General features: G+C 42.3%; 19 protein-coding genes and 1 other annotated feature. Of the genes, 1 reads left to right on the top strand and 18 read right to left on the bottom strand.

Going from position 1 to position 19,640, the window contains the following annotated elements; genetic code table 11:
• Positions 1-3: 3 nt before the first annotated feature.
• The 17 genes from arnF to thrS all read right to left on the bottom strand — a co-directional run bounded on the left by arnF (position 4) and on the right by thrS (position 16,715).
• Positions 4-408 (bottom strand): 4-amino-4-deoxy-L-arabinose-phosphoundecaprenol flippase subunit ArnF, encoded by a 405-nt coding sequence (arnF, locus tag FE392_RS12655; RefSeq protein ID WP_319930577.1) that lies wholly within the window; start codon positions 406-408, stop codon positions 4-6.
• Positions 405-752, bottom strand: a complete 348-nt coding sequence (arnE, locus tag FE392_RS12650; protein ID WP_319930576.1) for a 4-amino-4-deoxy-L-arabinose-phosphoundecaprenol flippase subunit ArnE — start codon at positions 750-752, stop codon at positions 405-407. The genes arnF and arnE overlap by 4 nt, the downstream gene beginning before the upstream one ends.
• Positions 749-2,410 (bottom strand): lipid IV(A) 4-amino-4-deoxy-L-arabinosyltransferase, encoded by a 1,662-nt coding sequence (gene arnT, locus FE392_RS12645; protein WP_319930575.1) that lies wholly within the window; start codon positions 2,408-2,410, stop codon positions 749-751. The genes arnE and arnT overlap by 4 nt, the downstream gene beginning before the upstream one ends.
• Positions 2,411-2,417: 7 nt before the next feature.
• Positions 2,418-3,311 carry a 4-deoxy-4-formamido-L-arabinose-phosphoundecaprenol deformylase gene (arnD, locus tag FE392_RS12640; protein ID WP_319930574.1) on the bottom strand — a complete coding sequence of 298 codons (894 nt, stop codon included), beginning with the start codon at positions 3,309-3,311 and terminating at the stop codon, positions 2,418-2,420.
• 21 nt (positions 3,312-3,332) lie between these two features.
• Positions 3,333-5,318: a bifunctional UDP-4-amino-4-deoxy-L-arabinose formyltransferase/UDP-glucuronic acid oxidase ArnA gene (gene arnA / locus FE392_RS12635; protein ID WP_319930573.1), complete on the bottom strand. Its 1,986-nt coding sequence runs from the start codon at positions 5,316-5,318 to the stop codon at positions 3,333-3,335.
• The gene (arnC, locus tag FE392_RS12630) at positions 5,318-6,295 is read right to left on the bottom strand and encodes an undecaprenyl-phosphate 4-deoxy-4-formamido-L-arabinose transferase (protein WP_319930572.1); all 978 of its coding nucleotides are present in this window, start codon (positions 6,293-6,295) and stop codon (positions 5,318-5,320) included. The genes arnA and arnC overlap by 1 nt, the downstream gene beginning before the upstream one ends.
• Positions 6,296-7,441 carry a UDP-4-amino-4-deoxy-L-arabinose aminotransferase gene (gene arnB, locus FE392_RS12625; RefSeq protein WP_319930571.1) on the bottom strand — a complete coding sequence of 382 codons (1,146 nt, stop codon included), beginning with the start codon at positions 7,439-7,441 and terminating at the stop codon, positions 6,296-6,298.
• A gap of 153 nt (positions 7,442-7,594) precedes the next feature.
• The gene (btuD, locus tag FE392_RS12620) at positions 7,595-8,362 is read right to left on the bottom strand and encodes a vitamin B12 ABC transporter ATP-binding protein BtuD (protein ID WP_319930570.1); all 768 of its coding nucleotides are present in this window, start codon (positions 8,360-8,362) and stop codon (positions 7,595-7,597) included.
• Between the two features lie 67 nt (positions 8,363-8,429).
• Positions 8,430-9,425, bottom strand: a complete 996-nt coding sequence (btuC, locus tag FE392_RS12615; protein WP_319930569.1) for a vitamin B12 ABC transporter permease BtuC — start codon at positions 9,423-9,425, stop codon at positions 8,430-8,432.
• Between the two features lie 99 nt (positions 9,426-9,524).
• Positions 9,525-9,821 (bottom strand): integration host factor subunit alpha, encoded by a 297-nt coding sequence (ihfA, locus tag FE392_RS12610; RefSeq protein ID WP_038233943.1) that lies wholly within the window; start codon positions 9,819-9,821, stop codon positions 9,525-9,527.
• 4 nt (positions 9,822-9,825) lie between these two features.
• On the bottom strand, positions 9,826-12,213 hold the full coding sequence (gene pheT, locus FE392_RS12605) for a phenylalanine--tRNA ligase subunit beta (RefSeq protein WP_319930568.1): 2,388 nt from the start codon (positions 12,211-12,213) through the stop codon (positions 9,826-9,828).
• 14 nt (positions 12,214-12,227) lie between these two features.
• A complete protein-coding gene (gene pheS, locus FE392_RS12600; protein ID WP_319930567.1) occupies positions 12,228-13,211 on the bottom strand; it encodes a phenylalanine--tRNA ligase subunit alpha in 984 nt (327 codons plus the stop codon).
• 81 nt (positions 13,212-13,292) lie between these two features.
• Positions 13,293-13,417, bottom strand: a sequence feature (Phe leader region).
• Positions 13,367-13,411: a pheST operon leader peptide PheM gene (pheM, locus tag FE392_RS21290; RefSeq protein WP_366301101.1), complete on the bottom strand. Its 45-nt coding sequence runs from the start codon at positions 13,409-13,411 to the stop codon at positions 13,367-13,369. (Overlaps the previous feature by 45 nt.)
• A 131-nt stretch (positions 13,418-13,548) precedes the next feature.
• On the bottom strand, positions 13,549-13,905 hold the full coding sequence (gene rplT / locus FE392_RS12595; RefSeq protein ID WP_010847342.1) for a 50S ribosomal protein L20: 357 nt from the start codon (positions 13,903-13,905) through the stop codon (positions 13,549-13,551).
• A gap of 45 nt (positions 13,906-13,950) precedes the next feature.
• A complete protein-coding gene (gene rpmI / locus FE392_RS12590) occupies positions 13,951-14,148 on the bottom strand; it encodes a 50S ribosomal protein L35 (protein ID WP_006118955.1) in 198 nt (65 codons plus the stop codon).
• A gap of 95 nt (positions 14,149-14,243) precedes the next feature.
• On the bottom strand, positions 14,244-14,783 hold the full coding sequence (infC, locus tag FE392_RS12585; RefSeq protein WP_092509353.1) for a translation initiation factor IF-3: 540 nt from the start codon (positions 14,781-14,783) through the stop codon (positions 14,244-14,246).
• Between the two features lie 3 nt (positions 14,784-14,786).
• On the bottom strand, positions 14,787-16,715 hold the full coding sequence (gene thrS, locus FE392_RS12580; protein ID WP_319930566.1) for a threonine--tRNA ligase: 1,929 nt from the start codon (positions 16,713-16,715) through the stop codon (positions 14,787-14,789).
• 714 nt (positions 16,716-17,429) lie between these two features.
• Between thrS and FE392_RS12575 the strand changes: the two genes are divergently transcribed.
• Entirely contained in the window at positions 17,430-18,542 is a 1,113-nt protein-coding gene (locus tag FE392_RS12575) for an anthrax toxin-like adenylyl cyclase domain-containing protein (protein WP_319930565.1), read from the top strand.
• A 12-nt stretch (positions 18,543-18,554) separates the two neighbouring features.
• Here FE392_RS12575 and FE392_RS12570 read toward each other — a convergent pair whose 3' ends face one another.
• A complete protein-coding gene (locus tag FE392_RS12570; RefSeq protein ID WP_319930564.1) occupies positions 18,555-19,238 on the bottom strand; it encodes a transglycosylase SLT domain-containing protein in 684 nt (227 codons plus the stop codon).
• Positions 19,239-19,640: the final 402 nt, after the last annotated feature.

Here is a 19,640-nt window from a genome sequence, read left to right as displayed (position 1 = left end):
TGGTTATTGACGCTCAGTGAAGTTAATTTTCCCCGGCCGACTGATTAGCCAAACCCCGTATAAGATACAGATTACCCCAGCCGTTTTTAATAATGAGATAGGTTCATTGAACCACGGCAGCATGGCCGCCATTAAATAAACAAAAACATAGCTCAAACTAATTATGGGGTATGCCTTGTTCAGTGGCAGATATTTTAGGGTAAAGAACCAACATAGCATGGATAGTGCATAACCCGACAACCCTGCCAAAATCATGAGCAAAGGATTATGGTGCTGCCAAAGCCAATCAATATCCAGCCAATGTGCCGATAGTGAAAGCGGTGGCAGATGAACAACCCCCCACTTCAATAGTAATTGCGCTATTGTGATCAGCAAAACACTTGTTATTCCCCAAAGGTAACCTTTCATTGCTCCAGACTCATCAACAAAATTCCCAACATAATGACAAAAATGCCTATCCAGTCTTTTAGGCCCACTTTTTCCCGATACAGGAATTGCCCAATTAAAGTTACAACAACAAAATTAATACTTAACATGGGGTATGCGATATTCAATGGCAAAAATTGCAGCAACCGTAGCCAAAATATCATGCCTATTCCTAACGAAAGAATAGCACCAGATAGCCATATCGCTATAAACACCCCTCTATGAGGGGTGTTTTTCTGCCAACAAATAACAGCCTGTTTCTGGCATAACTGCCCAACACAAGTCAGCAAACTCACCAACATTAATAACGCTATACTGCTGCTCATGGCTGTTTCTTATAAGTAACGAGGACAAAACGATGGTCTCTGCGTACAAGATCGGGTTTTGGCAAGTCCGGCAATTCTCCTTTTGAAGAGAGTAAAAAAACCATCGATACCTGACCATTTTTACGCGCATTGGCTAGCCATTCAGGAAATTCATCTTGCGTCACATATTTGTATTGGCTATCAGGGTATGAAAGACCATATTCCAATTCACCTGTACGATCAAACATATAAATGTCATCACGTTTCAACTCCCATGCAATGGCAGCTCCCACACCAACAGATTGAGTGAAAATATATTTACTGTTCGCCAGCTCGGTTTCATTCTGCCGGATAAAATTCTGAGGCAGTTTGGAATTAATCGTATTGGTCGGTAATGCGCTGCCGATAGACAAACTCAGTACCAGTGAACACGCGGCAGCCCATAACCAATATTTACCATTACGGGTAAAACACAAGTAGCCAACTATTCCCCAAAAACCGAAAGCGATAATTCCCGTTACCCATTTCAATCGCTCATCAGGCTGATAAAGTGGATGACTGGTAAATTTGTCCATAATGAAAAGGGTTAAAATCGCCGCCAATCCAATGAAGACATTAACCAGACCATTAGCCTTCAATGCTTTCATCTTGCCATTCTTGACACAATCAACAGCATATTTTGCCATCATCACAGCTAAGGGGCCGATGAACGGCAAAACATAGGTTGGTAATTTGCCTTTTGCAATGCTGAAAAAAATAAACGGCACGACAAACCAGCAAAGCAGGAAAAACATTTCTGGCCGTTCTTTTTTCTCTTTCCAGCTTTTAATTAAAGCCCCTGGCAGTAAGCCCAACCACGGAATCACACCTAAAACCAGTATTGGCAGGTAATACCAAATAGGCGCAATATGCTGCGCATTTTCAGAGGCAAAACGTTGTATATGCTCCACCCAGAAGAAATAGTGCCAGTAATCAGGTTCACGTAACGCAATAGCAATGACCCAAGGCAAACTAATCAGAATTGCAAAAATCACGGCAATAAAGCCAAAACGGAGCATTTCTAAAAAACGTTTTTGGTATAAAGTGATGGGTATCATGCTAATTACAGGCAATGCCAGTGCCAAAAAGCCTTTTGTCATAAAAGCCATGCCACAAGCCATCCCCAATGCAGACCAAGCAAAAATTCGTTCTCGTGTACTGCTGGCTTTGAGCGTCCAATAGCAACTGACAATCCCGGCGGTGATCCACAAAGAAAACATAGGATCAAGAACACTGTATGTGCCAATGGAAAAAACAATGAACATAGAGATGTAAATCAAACTGGAAACAAATGCAGTCTGACGGCATTGCCACATCATCATTGCTAATCGATAAAGTAAAAATGCACTGATTAAGATACTGAATACTGAGCCAAAGCGAACAGCAAAATTGTTATCACCAAAAATCCACTGGCTAATATTGTTAATCCAATACCCTGCTACTGGTTTTTCAAAATAACGAATGTCCAAAAAGTAAGGCACAATCCAGTCACCGCGTTGCAGCATCTCCCGGCTAATTTCAGCATATCGAGTTTCATCTGGCTGCCATAACAGGCGACCGTCCAGCGGTATCAGATAAGTGAGGATAAAAAAAAGAGCCATCAGTACGGCTCCAGCTTTACTCGTCCGAGTATTCAACATATTTGTGTTATACCTCTTGTTGGCAACCTAACCAGCCTTCACGACCGGGAAAATCCGAACGAACAATTTTCCCAACAGGAAGCGAGTCTCTATTTTCAGGTAATAAATCGCTTAATTTACAAAAAGTAATGTCTTGCTGATGAAGCATATTCAAGAGTGTTTCAAATTGAGAAGATTTCGACATACCTTCAACTTCGGTATGAATGGTATAAACAGGAACACCCTGAGCATTTTTGATTGCTTCAAGGATAAAATTGTTGAAATCAGCGTCACTGACCTGTGTGCCAACGACTTCATCGTACGTGGGCAGCGTAACTGGGATTTGTACAGTTCCAATATTGCCATCGGATAAAATTGGTCTGAATGGGTGCGTTCCACGGCAATCGCTATTGTAGTCAAAACCAAAACGCTGTTTGACAGCCACTACGCGTTCATCTGCTCTCCAGCCGGCAACTGCTGAACATGTCACAGTTTGCCCTATCGCCTGCTTTAATGCATCAGTTCCCAATTGTACTTGTTCTGCTAACTCAGCTTCCGACCAACGCCCGACTTTCGCTTGCCAGCCCTGATGATCCCATGCGTGCAAACCAACTTCATGACCTGCCTCTGCTGTCTGTTTCATCAGGTATCCTAGATCCTTGGCAATTTTCTTTCCCGGCCACGCTGTGCCAGCCAGCAAAATATCCAAGCCATAAAGAGAAGCGGCATTTGATCTCAACATCTTCCAGAGAAATTTAGGCCGCAACAGGCGCCATAAATGGCGCCCCATGTTATCCGGACCTACGCTGAAAAAAAAGCTGGCTTGGATATGATGCTTTTGCAAAATCTCAAGCAACTGCGGTACGCCTTCCTTTGTACCTCGATATGTATCAACATCAATTCTTAAACCAACTTTCTTCATCACTTAAGTCCCTATCTCTTCCTAGCTTTTCCTTTGTAATTCTTCTACTGCTCCACGCAAGAAGAAATCCAACGTTTCATCAATGGTCTGTGTCATATCAATGGTTGGTTTCCAGCCAAGGAAGCGCTCCGCATTTTTAATGCTGGGTTTACGATGTTCTACATCCTGATAACCCTGACCATAATAACTGCTACTTTCAATCTTCTTAAACCCTGCAAATGGAGGGAAATGTCCACGCAGTTCGTGTTTTTCAAAACTATCCAGCAACATTTCGGCCAATTGACGGATACTGGCTTCATTCGTTGGATTACCGATATTGATAATTTGCCCGTCGCACAAACCATCACGATTTTCGATGATTCTGAATAAGGCTTCAATGCCATCATGGATATCAGTAAAACAGCGTTTTTGCTCCCCGCCATCCACCAGCTTAATTGGCGAACCTTCCACCAAGTTCAATATCAATTGGGTAATTGCCCTTGAGCTGCCAATACGCGCTGAATTTAAGTTATCCAACCTTGGCCCCATCCAGTTGAATGGACGGAATAAGGTGAATTTCAAACCTTCTTTTGCGCCATAAGCCCAGATAACGCGATCAAGTAACTGTTTAGAAACTGAATATATCCAGCGCTGTTTGTTAATCGGCCCAACAATAAGACGTGAATTATCTTCATCAAATTCCTTGTCGTCACACATTCCATAAACTTCAGACGTCGACGGGAAAATAATGCGTTTATTGTATTTCACGCAGTAACGGACAATTTTCAGGTTTTCTTCAAAGTCCAGCTCAAAGACACGTAAAGGATTACGGGTGTATTCAATCGGAGTGGCAATGGCCACTAAAGGCAGAATAACATCACATTTTTTGATGTGGTATTCAATCCATTCAGTATGAATACTGACATCCCCCTCAATGAAATGAAAACGAGGGTTGCCGATGAACCGTTCAATGGCAGAAGAGCCGATATCCATTCCGTAAATGTCATAATTGCCATCATCCAACAAGCGTTCTGTCAGGTGATTACCAATAAACCCATTAACACCTAAAATTAAAACACGTTTGCGGCGGCTGACGTGCGCGGTTGCTTTTGGACCAACATGAATACCCGCTACGATACCCATTTCAAGAGCCAAACGATTACCTTGGACGTAGAGGCCTGATTCACCCTGCCCGCTGATGATTTCCAGTGCTCCGTCGCCGCAAGCAATAACAAATGGTTCAGTCGAAATGACGGTGCCAGGACGTTTGCCATGATTTTGTTCCAATGGGCGGGAACGCCAAATGGTAATTTTACGTTCACCCAAGAAAGTGAATGCGCCTGGATATGGTTCCGTGACAGCCCTAACTAAGTTATTGATTTCTTTCGCAGACTTATTCCAATTTATCTCGCCATCTTCAGCTGAGCGACGGCCAAAATAAGTTGCCTGACTTTCGTCTTGTGGAATAGCAGGATAATGGCCTGATTTTATTTGCGGCAAAATACCATTCAATAACTCAGCTGCTGCTTCACGTATTTTTCCGTGTACTTCCAGCGAAGTATCTGCTTCTCCGATTTGTACGGACTGCTGCGCGATAATATCGCCAGCGTCTGGTTTCGCCAGCATTTTATGCAGCGTTACGCCTGTTTCAGTCTCACCATTGAGTACCGCCCAGTTAACCGGCGCCCGACCACGATATTTCGGCAATAAGGAACCATGCAAGTTAAATGCGCCTTTCTCGGCCAAGGATAAGATTTCTTGGCTAATCATGTTTCGGTAATAGAAAGAGAAAATGACATCCGGTTTCATCTCTCGAATGCGCTCAACCCAAAGTGGATGATTCACATTTTCTGGTGCAAATACAGGCAATCCCATATTTGCCCCGACACGTGCAACAGACGAGAAAAAGTGATTTTCATTTGGATCATCGGTATGCGTAAATACTGCCTGAATATCAAAACCTGCATTTGCGAGCGCATTAAGTCCGACACAACCAATATCATGATAGGCAAAGATAACTGCTTTCATTAGCTTTTTTCCTGATTGTCCTTGGTCTTGTTAACTCCGACCACTTTTTGAATAAAATAACGCGGGCGGGCACGAACGTCGTTATATATCCGGCCGATATATTCACCGAGTAATCCCATTGCGACGAACTGCGCACCGATAAACATGAAAAGGATAGCAAACAGAGTAAATACACCTTCAGCAGCCCACATTGAGCCAAAAATAAGGCGCAAAGTTATTAATAGTACTGCCAACAAGAAACCTGTTATGGCAATAATACTTCCAACTACGCTCAGTAACCGCAATGGTGCGGTTGTTAAGCAGGTCAACAGGTCATACATCAGGTTTATCAGTTTCATGAAACTGTATTTAGAATCCCCAAACTCACGTTCTGCATGCCCTACATCAATTTCTATCGTTCTGCGGGCAAACGTATTGGCAAGGATGGGAATAAAAGTGCTCCGCTCATGGCATTGCAACATTGCACTCACAATGTGGCGACGGTAGGCACGTAACATGCAGCCGTAATCGCCCATTGAACGCCCGGTCGCTTTAGTGATCATTGCATTGATGAGTTTAGATGCGCTTTTACGGAACCAAGAATCTTGACGATTGGCACGACGCGTTCCAACTACGTCATATCCCTCTTCTGCTGTTTTAACCAACCGGGGTATCTCTTCCGGTGGGTTTTGCAAATCGGCATCAAGTGTAATCACTAAGTCGCCATCTGCCTGATGGAACCCAGCCATAATTGCTGAATGTTGGCCATAATTGCGATTCAGCAAAATTCCGATAACGTGGTTTTCAGGAACTTCTGCTGCCTGAGTCAGAATATCGGCGGAACTGTCACTGCTGCCATCATCCACCAAAATGAGTTCGTATTCTTGTTCAAGTTCCCGACACGCTGCGATAGTTCTTTCCAGTAATTGGGGCAAACTATCTTCTTCGTTATAAACAGGAATAACGACGGAAACTTTTTTGATCTTCTCAAATGTCACTTAATTATGCTCCGAAAGGATTGCAGTTATTGCATTCACGACACGATCAACATCAGCATTGCTCATATCTGGAAAAAGTGGCAATGAACAGAGTGTTGACGAGTTCCATTCAGATACAGGCAGAGAGAGTTGCGGGTAACGTTCGCGGTAGTATTTCTGCGTATGCGCGGCCCTAAAATGCAAGCCTGTACCAATATTTCTGTCTTTTAGGCGCGCCATGAAAGTATCCCGGTCAATACCACAGACATTCTTGTCAACACGAACCATAAAAAGATGGTGGGTATGCAAGTGTTCATATTCAGGAACACTTAACATCTGAAGAGGTGAATCAATGAGAGCGGCAGAATAACGTGCCACAAGCTCTTTGCGGCGCTGGTTCATTGACGCCAGTTTGCCTAATTGCACGACTGCCATCGCCGCATGGATATCGGATAGGTTATATTTAAAACCCGGTTCAATAACTTCTGCTTGCGGTTTTCTCCCCTGAATTTGTCGGTCGAATGCATCGACAGCCAAACCATGAAACTTTAAGCAACGGATCCTACTGGCTAATTCGTCATCATCTGTAACGAACATCCCGCCTTCGGCACACGTCATATTTTTAATGGCATGGAAAGAAAAGATAGCAGTGCCCCGCTCTCCTACCCATTCATTTTTATAACGCGTTCCGACAGCATGAGCTGCATCTTCAATCAGGGGAATATTAGCTTCTTGGGCCACTACGCGCAGAGCATCAAGATCACAAGGCGCCCCAGCATAATGCACAGGAATAATCGCTTTGGTTCTTGGGGTGATGGCTTTTTTGACTGTGTCTGCACTCACCATCAGCGTATCACGGTCGATATCCACCATGACTGGCTCAGCGCCCAGCAGGCAAATCATATTGATTGTGGAAACCCAAGTTTGGGAGGGAGTGATGATTTCATCACCGGGGCCTATGCCCAACGCCAACAAAGCCAAGTGCATTCCCGCTGTTGCGGAACACAAAGCAATCGCATGTTTGCACCCAAACATACGAGAAAAATCTTGCTCTAATTGGTGGTTTTGTGGCCCTGTAGTGATCCAACCTGAACGTAAAACTTTTTCAATTGCTTCTATCTCCTCACTGCCAATCGCAGGACGAGAAAATGGCAAAAAACTATCCATAATCGCCTTATGCCTTGCATTACCTAATATTTATAATCAGACAATCCTAGATGAAATTAGTTTAACCAATCATCAACAGATAAACAATTTTTAATCAACCAGAGCACTAAACGATCACAAAAGCTATAAATGTAGTGAATCCACTTATAAAAATTACCTATGATTGATCCTCCATAATTTATAGCGGGTATTTCTGATATGTCTAATGTTTACCTCAAAAATCTCTGACAAATTTTGTTCAGTCATAACATTTTGTGGTACACCAGACGCCAATAATTTTCCGTGTAGCAGTAACCATACGCTCGTTGCCTTTTCATAAGTGTGATCAAGGTTATGGCTACTCAAGAGAACAGAACCCCCCAATGAACAAAATGCTTCAATTAATTCATCTAAAATGGCTTGTTGAGTGATATCAAGGTTATTTGTTGGTTCATCAAGTAAAAGTAATCGCCCATTAGGATTCAGCTCGGGCCATGCTTGGAAAAAAGTTCCAGCCAACCTGACACGCTGCCATTCTCCGCCAGATAACTGCCCGATGGGTGAAGAAAGTAAAGGAACAAGTTTCATTTGCTGGCAAAGATCATGCAAGACCTGCTCACTCCGATCCAATGGTGCCAATTGGGGGCGAAACATATCCAAATATTGAAACACTGGCATGGCAGGGATGGAGGCAGATTGAGAGAGCCAGGACCGGTATTGCGCCAGTTCATGTTGCCGGTAATCATCTAACCCTCTGCCATTTAAGTAAATGTTCCCGTGATAAGGTAAAACGCCTGCAATCGCAGAGAGCAAAGTACTTTTCCCTGAACCATTTAACCCGACCAAATGGATTTGCTCTCCCGCCATAACAGAGGCAGATAATGAATTCAGTCTGTTACCAACAGTGACTTCATTCAACATCACAATCGGTTGGTCAGCCATAGTTCCTCATCTCACAATCCCCATTTTATTAATTCCTTTTCCTTCATCGGCATATTCAGCGTATTCCTCAATAGTGACGCGTTCTCAACAAAAGCCATATAAAAATTGGTGCGCCCAATGTCACAGTAACAACACCAATTGGCACTTCTGCATGAGACAGTGACAAACGCGAGAATAAATCAGCCAGCAAGAGGCCGCTGCTTCCCGCCAATGCGCTGGCCGGCAGCAAAGTTTTATGATCTGTCAGGCCAATCAACCTTAAAATATGAGGAATAACCAAACCAATGAAGCTAATCGCACCCGCAAGGGCAACACTCAAACCCACTAACAGCCCAACTACAGATACAAAAACATTACGCCATACATGATGGGAAACCCCCAGTTGTCGGGCCTGTAATTCTCCCAGTGACAAATAATTCAAGACATTTCCCTTGCTGCTTAGCCATAAGACAACAGGAAACAATGCAATAACCAACCATTTCTGGCGCCAGTCAATGCCACTGAAACTCCCCATCATCCAATACATCAGTTGCCGCAAATCTAAACTGGTACTGAAATAAACCATCCATGTCATCAAGGCACCAAATATCACGCCAAAAGCAACACCAATTAATAACAAGCGGGCATTAGTCACATGATGTTTTCTGGAAAAAAACAGCAAAATGGCCGTCATAAAAAGCGCCCCCAACACAGCACCAATGCTCAATATCCATAATGGGGCTATGCCATGAAAAGCCAGTATCAGGCATACCACGACAACACCTGCCCCGTTACTGACGCCAAGCAACCCCGGCTCTGCCAACGGATTTTCAAACAACGCCTGCATGACTGCACCTGATACAGCCAAACTTGCACCAACCATGATTACCGCAACCGCTCGGGGTAATCTTAACTGCCAGATAAATAATTGGGCGGGCTCAGATAGCCACTGATCAGGCCGAAACCAAATTTCGCCTGCGCATAATGACAAAATAAACAGCATAATGAGTAAAACAGACAGGGTAATAATGATTCGATAGCTGCGTTTTTTCTGCAACGTGACCAATTCATGAACAGAGTGCATGGTGATAAAACCATTCGGAAATAAGGAACACTTCCCATTGTATGTAATAGGAAATTGAAGGTAAGAAAAAGACCGCAATATGCGGCCTTTTTTATTTATCTATTCTTTGGGTAACGCTTTTTCTACCCTATTTTTCAACTTTTGGCCTGGGCGAAAAGTAACAACGCGGCGAGCAGTAATCGGAATATCTTCTCCAGTTTTCGGATTACGACCTGGGCGTTGATTTTTATCTCTCAAGTCAAAGTTGCCAAATCCAGATAGCTTAACCTGCTCCCCATTCTCCAAAGAACGACGCACTTCTTCAAAGAACATCTCTACCAGATCTTTAGCGTCACGTTTGCTAATACCCAGTTTTTCAAACAGATTTTCTGACATTTCAGCTTTAGTAAGCGCCATAAGTTCAGTCCCTCAAGGATGCTTGGAATCGCTGTTCTAATGCAGCAACGCATTTGTAGACAGTCGCAGCAATTTCTTCTTCTTCCAGTGTACGCGTGGTATCCTGCAAGATTAAGCTAATAGCAAGGCTCTTATAACCTTCCGCAACACCTTTACCACAATACACGTCAAATAAGTTTATGCCAACTATATGATTTACGCCAACTTTCTGACATTCAACCAGAACATCTTCTGCGGCTACATTTTCAGGCACAACAATAGCAATATCACGGCGGTTAGATGGGAAGCGAGAAACTTCCTTCATCTCAGGAATTACGCGGTCTGCCAGACTAGCCCATAATACCTCGAATACCACGGTACGGCCGTTTAAGTCAAGTTTACGCTCTAGTTCTGGATGAACAACGCCAATATGACCAATGTAACTATTTTCCAGATAAATCCCAGCACTTTGCCCAGGATGTAAAGCAGGATGTTCTTCTGCTTTGAAGGAAATATCCGATAGTTTACCTGTCAGTTCTAAAACAGATTCTAAATCACCCTTCAGATCAAAGAAATCAACTGGTTGTTTTTCCATCGACCAGTGCTCGTCAACGCGATTGCCTGCAATGACACCAGCAAGCATCAATTCCTGACGAATGCCGTGTTCTGCACTTTCATCCGGTACAAAACGCAACCCTGTTTCAAATAAACGTACACGATTTTGCTGGCGATTCTGGTTATAGGCAACCGTTGTCAATAACCCCGTCAACAGAGATAAACGCATTGCTGACATATCGGCTGAGATTGGATTTGGCAGAATCAATGCTTCTTGCTGAGGATGTAAGTGTTGCTGAATCTTTGGATCAACAAAACTATATGTAATTGCTTCTTGATAACCGCAATCCACCAGCATGGTTTTAACGCGTTTCAGAGATAAATTAGCTTCACGATGTGAAGTCATCACAAGGTCAGCGCGTACTGGCACATCTGGAATGTTATTATAACCATAAATGCGAGCAACTTCCTCCACCAGATCTTCTTCGATCTGCATATCGAAGCGCCAGCTAGGTGCCACAGCTTGCCAACTATCAGTCTGTACGGTTACCTGACAACCTAAACGAGTCAGGATATCAGTTACTTGCTCGTCAGAAATATGATGGCCAATTAAGCGATCTAATTTTTGACGGCTCAGAGTAATTGTTGCTGATTTCGGCAAATGGGCTTCGCTGGTAGCATCAACGATTTCCCCAGCTTCCCCGCCACAAATATCAATCAACAATTGAGTGGCATATTCCATCGCTTTATGTTGAAGCTGTGGATCGACACCACGTTCAAAACGGTGAGATGCATCCGTATGCAGACCATAGCGACGAGCACGACCAGTAATTGCCAACGGCGCGAAGAATGCACATTCCAGCATAATATGCTGCGTTTCGGCATTAACTCCAGAATGTTCTCCGCCAAAGATCCCTGCCATTGCAAGTGATTGCTTTTCATCAGCAATTACAAGTGTATCAGCAGAAAGTTCGGTTTCATTGCCGTCTAACAAGGTAAGCTTTTCGCCCTGCTCAGCCAGACGGACAATAATTGAACCACTCAAACGCTCTAAATCGAAGGCATGCAGCGGTTGTCCCAATTCAAGCAAAACGTAATTGGTGATGTCAACAACAGGATCAATAGAACGAATACCACCACGGCGTAATTTTTCACGCATCCACAATGGCGTTTTCGCTTTAACGTTTACGTTTTTGATCACGCGTCCCAGATAACGAGGGCAAGCTTCAGCGGCATCAACACGAATAGGGAATGTTGCATCTATCGTTGGTTTAACTGCTTCAATTTTTGGCTCGGTCAAAGGCAGTTTGTTGATGACCGCAACATCACGGGCTACACCCATAATGCTCAAACAGTCAGCGCGGTTTGGAGTAATGCTGATTTCAATCGCATTATCATCCAGTTTCATGTATTCACGCAGATCGGTGCCAATCGGTGCATCTACAGGGAGTTCAATGATACCATCGTGATCATCAGCAATACCCAGTTCGGAAAATGAACACAGCATCCCTTCTGATGGCTCACCGCGTAATTTAGCGGCCTTGATTTTGAAATCACCCGGAAGCACAGCACCCACTGTAGCAACCGCAACACGAAGCCCTTGACGACAATTTGGTGCACCACAAACAATATCTAGCAGACGTTCGCCGCCAACATTGACTTTGGTAACACGCAGTTTATCTGCGTTTGGATGTTGGCCACATTCAACAACTTCACCAACAAATACACCGTGGAATTGGCCTGCCACTTTCTCAACACCATCAACTTCTAAACCAGCCATGGTGATTTGATCAGACAATGTATCGCTATTAATGGCTGGGTTTGCCCACTCGCGTAACCAGAGTTCACTGAATTTCATGAGATATACCCGCCTTATTTAAATTGTTTGAGGAAACGTAAATCATTTTCGAAGAATGCGCGTAAATCTGTAACTCCATAACGAAGCATGGTCAGGCGCTCCATACCCATACCAAAGGCAAAACCAGAATAAACTTCAGGATCAATACCTACATTGCGCAACACACTCGGGTGCACCATACCGCAGCCCAATACTTCCAACCATTTGCCATTTTTACCCATTACATCCACTTCTGCTGAAGGCTCTGTAAACGGAAAATATGAAGGGCGGAAACGAACCTGCATATCTTCTTCAAAAAAGTTATTCAGGAAGTCATGCAGTGTCCCTTTCAGATTGGTAAAGCTGATATCTTTATCAACAATTAATCCTTCAATCTGATGAAACATTGGTGTATGCGTCTGATCATAATCATTGCGGTACACACGTCCCGGAGCAATGATACGAATAGGTGGCTGGCTATTTTTCATTGTACGGATCTGTACACCGGAGGTTTGGGTACGCAGCAGGCGCGTTGCGTCAAACCAGAAAGTATCATGATCCGCACGGGCTGGATGATGTGCTGGTATATTCAGGGCATCAAAATTATGATAGTCATCTTCAATTTCTGGGCCGGATTCAACAGAAAAACCTAACTCACCAAAGAAAGTTTCAATACGTTCAATCGTGCGTGTAACAGGATGTAATCCACCGTTTTCCATACGACGGCCAGGCAATGAAACATCGATTTTTTCGGCTGCCAAGCGTGCATTCAGAACATCTGATTCAAGCTTTGCTTTGCGCGCGTTTAATGCTTCTTGAACTTCTTGTTTAGCCTGATTAATAACTGCCCCTGCCGCTGGACGCTCCTCGGCGGGTAAGTCACGTAGCGATGACATCTGGAGGGTTAAATGGCCTTTTTTTCCCAGGTATTCAACTCGCACCAAATCCAACGCAGCAACATCCTGGGCTTCTTCTACGGCTGCTTTTGCCTTTGCAACCAGCTCAGTAAGATGTGACATCGTTTCCTCTTCCTTCGGCCAGATGGCCCCTTAGTTGTTATCGACTATGCTCACAAGTGTATCGACTTGTGAATGCATAAAAATAAAAAAGCCTCCACATTGGAGGCTCAAGCGCTATTTTTCGTTTCTTTTCCTACGCGCATAGCCTCCTGATTTCAGGTGCTAAAGTAAAAAAAGAAACGAAAAAAGGCTAATTTCATCATTTTCGTTATTTCCTCCACATTCATTCCGAGTTAATTAATTTGGATACTACTAGTTACCTAGATTAACCAAATAATAGTAAGCCACATTTTGAGAAAAAGTAAAAGAGGGAGCAAGCTCCCTCTTTTAACCTGACTTATGCCAGAGCGCCCTTCGCTTTTTCAACCAGAGCAGCAAATGCTACTTTGTCGAATACAGCGATGTCAGCTAGAATCTTACGGTCGATTTCAATCGAAGCCTTTTTCAGGCCGTTGATGAAACGGCTGTAAGACATGCCGTTCTGACGTGCAGCAGCGTTGATACGAGCAATCCACAGTTGACGGAATTGACGTTTACGCTGACGGCGGTCACGATAAGCGTACTGACCAGCTTTGATAACAGCCTGGAAAGCAACACGGTAAACGCGCGAACGAGCACCGTAGTAACCTTTCGCTTGTTTTAAAATTTTCTTGTGACGTGCACGGGCAATAACACCACGTTTTACGCGAGCCATATACTTCTCCTATCGTCTCTATATTCTATTCTAAAAAAAACTTGCTTATGCGTAAGGCAGGCAAGCAACAACCAGACCCAGATCACCTTTGGAGACCATGCCTTTTGGACGTAAATGACGTTTACGCTTAGTTGATTTTTTAGTCAGAATGTGACGAAGGTTAGCGTGCTTACGCTTGAAACCACCACTTGCGGTTTTTTTGAAGCGTTTAGCTGCGCCGCGTACTGTTTTAATCTTTGGCATTTTAAATTTCCACTTCGCATTGTTAATTACAACGAATTAGTAAGGCGAATAGACTCCCTCCAGAATTGGTTGGAGTCTACTACTTGTTTGCCTGACTATTTCTTCTTAGGAGCGAGCACCATGATCATCTGGCGGCCTTCAACCTTCGTTGGGAAGGATTCGACTACTGCCAGTTCACTCAAATCGTCACGAATGCGGTTCAGCATTTCGATACCAATTTGTTGATGCGCCATTTCACGCCCACGGAAACGCAGGGTGATTTTAGCTTTATCGCCATCTTCCAGAAAACGAATCAGGTTGCGTAGTTTGACCTGATAGTCGCCTTCATCTGTACCAGGACGGAATTTAATTTCCTTAACCTGAATAACCTTTTGTTTCTTTTTCTGCTCTTTGATCGACTTACTCTTCTCATAGAGGAACTTGCCGTAATCCATCACACGACAAACCGGCGGTTCGGCATTTGGGCTGATTTCAACTAAATCAACACCAGCTTCCTCGGCTTTCTCAAGAGCTTCTTTCAGACTGACAATACCAATCTGTTCGCCATCTAATCCAGTTAAACGAACTTCAGTGGCGCGAATCTCTTCATTAATGCGATTTGGGCGCGCCGGTTGAATTCTTTTTCCGCCTTTAATACCTTATTCCTCCAATTGATGAAGATTGCGACTGCGAATTTCTGTCAGCAGTTTTTCTGTAAACTCATTGACGTCAATGCTACCTAAATCCTTGCCGCGGCGAGTACGGACAGAAATTTTTCCTGACTCGACTTCTTTATCACCACAAACAAGCATGTAAGGCACACGACGCAGAGTGTGTTCGCGAATTTTAAAGCCAATCTTCTCGTTTCTCAAGTCTGCTTTTGCACGAATGCCTGCATCTTGAAGTTTTTTAACCAATTCCTGTACATAATTTGCCTGACCGTCGGTAATATTCATGACGACGACCTGCTGAGGTGCCAACCATGTTGGGAAAAACCCAGCATATTCTTCTGTCAGAATCCCGATGAAGCGTTCCAGAGAGCCCAGAACCGCACGGTGAATCATTACAGGAACCTTACGTTCGTTATTTTCACCCACATATGACGCACTCAAACGCGCTGGCAGTGAAAAATCCAGTTGCACAGTACCACATTGCCACGCACGATCCAAACAATCATAGAGAGTAAATTCAATTTTAGGGCCATAAAATGCCCCTTCTCCCGGTTGGTATTCAAATTCGATACCATTTTGGGTGAGGGCTTTAGCGAGATCCGCTTCTGCTTCATCCCATTGTTTATCCGTACCAATACGTTTTTCTGGGCGAGTTGATAATTTAACAATAATCTTCTCAAAACCAAAAGTATTGTATACATCATAAATCATTTTGATGCAGCTGCTAACTTCCTGCTGAATTTGTTCTTCAGTACAGAAAATGTGTGCATCATCCTGAGTAAAACCACGCACACGCATCAATCCGTGCAATGCACCCGATGGTTCATTACGGTGACAGCTGCCAAATTCAGCCATACGCAGAGGCAAATCACGATAAGATTTCAAACCCTGATTAAAAATCTGGACATGACCCGGGCAGTTCATCGGTTTTACGCAATATTCGCGGTTCTCCGATGAAGTGGTAAACATATTTTCTTTATAGTTTTCCCAGTGACCTGTTTTTTCCCACAGGATGCGATCCATCATGAATGGACCTTTAACTTCCTGATATTGGTACTCTTTAAGCTTCATGCGGACAAAAGTTTCCAGTTCACGGAAAATAGTCCAGCCATCGTTATGCCAGAAAGCCATGCCTGGCGCTTCTTCTTGCATATGATACAAATCAAGCTGCTTACCAATTTTGCGGTGATCGCGTTTGGCCGCTTCTTCCAATCTCTGTAAATAAGCATTGAGCTGTTTCTTATCAGCCCAGGCCGTGCCATAAATACGCTGCAACATTTTGTTGTCGCTATTGCCACGCCAATATGCCCCTGCAACTTTTTGCAGTTTGAAATGATGGCAGAAACGCATATTGGGAACATGCGGCCCACGGCACATATCAACATATTCTTCATGGAAATATAAGCCAGGGCGATCATCACGGCTGATATTCTCATCCAGAATCTGGACCTTATATTCTTCGCCACGAGCTGCAAATGTGTCGCGCGCTTCCTGCCAGCTGACTTTTTTCTTAATGACGTCATAGTCTTTTTTGGCAAGTTCCAGCATGCGCTTTTCAAGCAACTCGATATCTTCCTGCGTCAAAGAGCGATCCAAATCGATATCGTAATAGAAACCATTGTCAATCACTGGGCCAATGGCCATCTTAGTGTTAGGCCACAATTGTTTGATTGCATGGCCTAATAAGTGAGCACATGAGTGACGGATTATTTCCAGACCTTCATCGTTTTTGCTGGTGATAATAGCAAGATTTGCATCAGCTTCGATTAATTCACAAGCATCAACCAATTCACCATTAACACGGCCGGCAATACACGCTTTTGCCAAACCAGTACCGATATCACGCGCCACATCCATTACAGAAACAGCATGCTCAAATTGACGTTGACTACCATCAGGAAGAGTAATTACAGGCATTTAAAATCCTTATATACAGTGGTGACCCATACGAAAGATCACTTGTATTAAATCAAATTCATTGTTAATCAATACGTTAGAAACAAACTCTTGCTTCACTCCGCAAGATGTGTACACATTTATGGCACATTATTCAGATGTATCCGGTACATTTATCCTAACTCGTTGAACATACTATCACACAGAACAGATGTTGAAATAGTTCATATTGATATCAAATCAATTTGATCAATTAACTGATAATTATTTATTCTTTTGGAAAATCAAAAGCTATTTTTTCGGTATGCATTCCATAGACAGAAAGCTTTTTGTTTTTTAACAAAAAAATCTATCTTTTTGCGATACAGCGACATTTTTTCTTTTTTTTATTATTGAGAAAATCATGTTTCATTAAATTATTATATTGTTTGCGCTGAATCACCATATTTTATTTAGCATACATACGATACTTTAGTTTATTCCATATAACATATATTCCCTGAATTTTAATGAATTAAAATAAAAACCACTCATCCTCTATATATTTCATTAATATCACAGATATAAAAACAAAAACTTTATATATAAGTCTGATTCACCTTAAATTTTAATGATAAAAAACATAGAGATATATTTTCTTACAGTTATAATCCAGTTAAAGGAATCTAAAATAATCAAAAAGGCACATTAAGTTTATTGTGTGTTTCACATTGAAAGTAAGTAAAAGGTTTTTGTATGCAAACTGAACACAATGCAAAAGAAGAAATTTCACAGTCACCTAATGAGTTGATTGCAGGTTTAGCAAGTTTCCTAGGTGGCATTGATTATAATCATGTAATTATACTACAGCGATATGCAGCGGCCAGTAATTGTATTATCGGTATCCGTCCAGTAGAAAGCCTGGCTGGTTCATTAATTAGGGATGGGTATCCTACCAAATCACTTGATATTAAAGGAAAAAGCTCAACTTGGGGGCCCCAGGCAGGATTCATTTGTGAAGATCAATCATTTAGCAAACTCGAAGGCTCCCCTAGTGCAATAACTAAGGAATTTACTCAGAAAGTAAAAGATTGCATTAATGCTGGTTATGCAACATCAATCCCTTTAGAAATAACCAGCAAGCGATTGCAAGAACTAATGAATCAAAATATTATTAAAAAAGACTGTAATTCCCAAAATGTTAATGCTTATTTCTCAATGAGAGAAGATAAAAGAAAATATTCGTTCGAACTAGTCCCATCAAACTCAAGTCAAACACAAGAAGAACAATATTTTAAAGTTCTTCACAAAAACGCACCTATCAAAGTGTTAGCTCCCAATAAACAAAGCAAACCATTAACAGCAGATTATGATTTACTATTAGTCGGGGTACATATCGCTGATTATGGAGAAAACGATAAAATCATAAAACATGATAAAAATGCCGGTATCCACCCCAGCTGTAGTGAAAGCAATCTTAAAAATTACGAAAAACAACCTGATATGGGCGTTGTTACTAGGCGAATCATGAAAATCATAAATGATATTAATGTCTTGATTGCTGAAAATAACCTTATACACCATGGTGCAGATACAGAGAATCCTTTTACTGATCCAACCACTAATTATCCCGCCATATTTGTATTACCAAAATATATTGCACCGTTTAATGTGGTATGTGCTATCAAAAATGATGATGAATTGTTTGATTTAATCCAAAAAATGAGAAATGAAGACTATTATACTAACATCAATCCAAATTGGCCTAGTAGGTTTACAAGGATAAGAAAGCAAGCATTCACTGATGCTATAAACTTTTTTAAAAAAACACCAAGCCTACCATCATTTTTAATGAAAAATAGAAAATAGTGGGCTATGCCATCATTGAACTTCCCCTAATGCACGATAAGCATTTTTCACTTTCCATAAATAACGCGGAGCCTGTGGGGCAGGATGATTATTTTGCACATATTGATAGAATTCATTTGGCGTCATTCGATTGATTTTGGTGATAGCCAAAGCCCGATTGGAATCAAATGTCCGTAACAGAGCTCCTGCGCCATTCACATAAGCGACTATCGTGGCATAATACAACGTTTCAGGGTTAACGATCCCACCTAAATGCTGTTTTTTCAATATGCTGATATAGGCAGTGCCAAGGTCAATATTGGTTGCCGGATCTTTCAACTCTCGTATCGTTGGCTGCCCGGATTTGCCTTTCATTCTGTAAGCATCCCGTCCCGCTGTAGATGCTTTAATTTGCATTAATCCAACAGCATTTGATTTACTGATAACTTCAGGGCGAAAACCAGATTCCACTTGAATAATCGCTTTAATAAGCATTTCATCAACACCATAGCGTTTTGATGCTTGTTCAATGAAGGCGTCAAATGGTGTCGGCTCAAGTTTATTTGTAAACTTTCGAGAGCCAAAAACAACGCTGTTGTCATTAAGCATACGTTGTTTTGCAGTTGGCTGAGTTTTGGCGCTTGATTGCTGCGCATTCTGTCCCGAGCATCCCACCAATAACAGAGCTAATGCAATATAGCCGGATCTTAATTTCACGCGTTTTCCCCTAAGATAAAATTGATCTTATAAAGGATATATAATTTTATTGATAACAGAAAAATATTTTTCTGTTATGCCTATCAACTTTCAAGTGACATCTTGTTGGCTACACTCTCCACTCTCGTTAGCAGCATTATCTAAGCTTACAGGAATGGATAAGAAGGCAGTTTTGGCATGGCAGGCACAACTCAAAATCTATGGGCTATATTTATCAAAATAAATTAATCTATTTATCTTGGATAACTCTGGACAATATCTTGTTTTTTTGTTCGCATGGTGTCATGACTGCCATGTTGAGTTATCGGAAATTAAGCATGCAGCTATCAAATCTATTACGAATTTAATTCGTTAACACCTTGACTTTACACAAATGATACTGATAATCATTATCAATAATTA

Origin of the sequence: Xenorhabdus santafensis (assembly GCF_033949405.1) — a bacterium.
Taxonomy (GTDB): Bacteria; Pseudomonadota; Gammaproteobacteria; order Enterobacterales; family Enterobacteriaceae; genus Xenorhabdus; species Xenorhabdus santafensis.
This window is presented reverse-complemented; position numbering and strand designations above follow the sequence as displayed.

Excerpts from the sequence above, each read along its gene's own strand:
- arnF (WP_319930577.1), bottom strand. The coding sequence starts at position 408 with ATGAAAGGTTACCTTTGGGGAATAACAAGTGTTTTGCTGATCACAATA.
- arnE (WP_319930576.1), bottom strand. The coding sequence starts at position 752 with ATGAGCAGCAGTATAGCGTTATTAATGTTGGTGAGTTTGCTGACTTGT.
- arnT (WP_319930575.1), bottom strand. The coding sequence starts at position 2,410 with ATGTTGAATACTCGGACGAGTAAAGCTGGAGCCGTACTGATGGCTCTT.
- arnD (WP_319930574.1), bottom strand. The coding sequence starts at position 3,311 with ATGAAGAAAGTTGGTTTAAGAATTGATGTTGATACATATCGAGGTACA.
- arnA (WP_319930573.1), bottom strand. The coding sequence starts at position 5,318 with ATGAAAGCAGTTATCTTTGCCTATCATGATATTGGTTGTGTCGGACTT.
- arnB (WP_319930571.1), bottom strand. The coding sequence starts at position 7,441 with ATGGATAGTTTTTTGCCATTTTCTCGTCCTGCGATTGGCAGTGAGGAG.
- btuD (WP_319930570.1), bottom strand. The coding sequence starts at position 8,362 with ATGGCTGACCAACCGATTGTGATGTTGAATGAAGTCACTGTTGGTAAC.
- btuC (WP_319930569.1), bottom strand. The coding sequence starts at position 9,425 with ATGCACTCTGTTCATGAATTGGTCACGTTGCAGAAAAAACGCAGCTAT.
- ihfA (WP_038233943.1), bottom strand. The coding sequence starts at position 9,821 with ATGGCGCTTACTAAAGCTGAAATGTCAGAAAATCTGTTTGAAAAACTG.
- pheT (WP_319930568.1), bottom strand. The coding sequence starts at position 12,213 with ATGAAATTCAGTGAACTCTGGTTACGCGAGTGGGCAAACCCAGCCATT.
- pheS (WP_319930567.1), bottom strand. The coding sequence starts at position 13,211 with ATGTCACATCTTACTGAGCTGGTTGCAAAGGCAAAAGCAGCCGTAGAA.
- rplT (WP_010847342.1), bottom strand. The coding sequence starts at position 13,905 with ATGGCTCGCGTAAAACGTGGTGTTATTGCCCGTGCACGTCACAAGAAA.
- rpmI (WP_006118955.1), bottom strand. The coding sequence starts at position 14,148 with ATGCCAAAGATTAAAACAGTACGCGGCGCAGCTAAACGCTTCAAAAAA.
- thrS (WP_319930566.1), bottom strand. The coding sequence starts at position 16,715 with ATGCCTGTAATTACTCTTCCTGATGGTAGTCAACGTCAATTTGAGCAT.
- FE392_RS12575 (WP_319930565.1), top strand. The coding sequence starts at position 17,430 with ATGCAAACTGAACACAATGCAAAAGAAGAAATTTCACAGTCACCTAAT.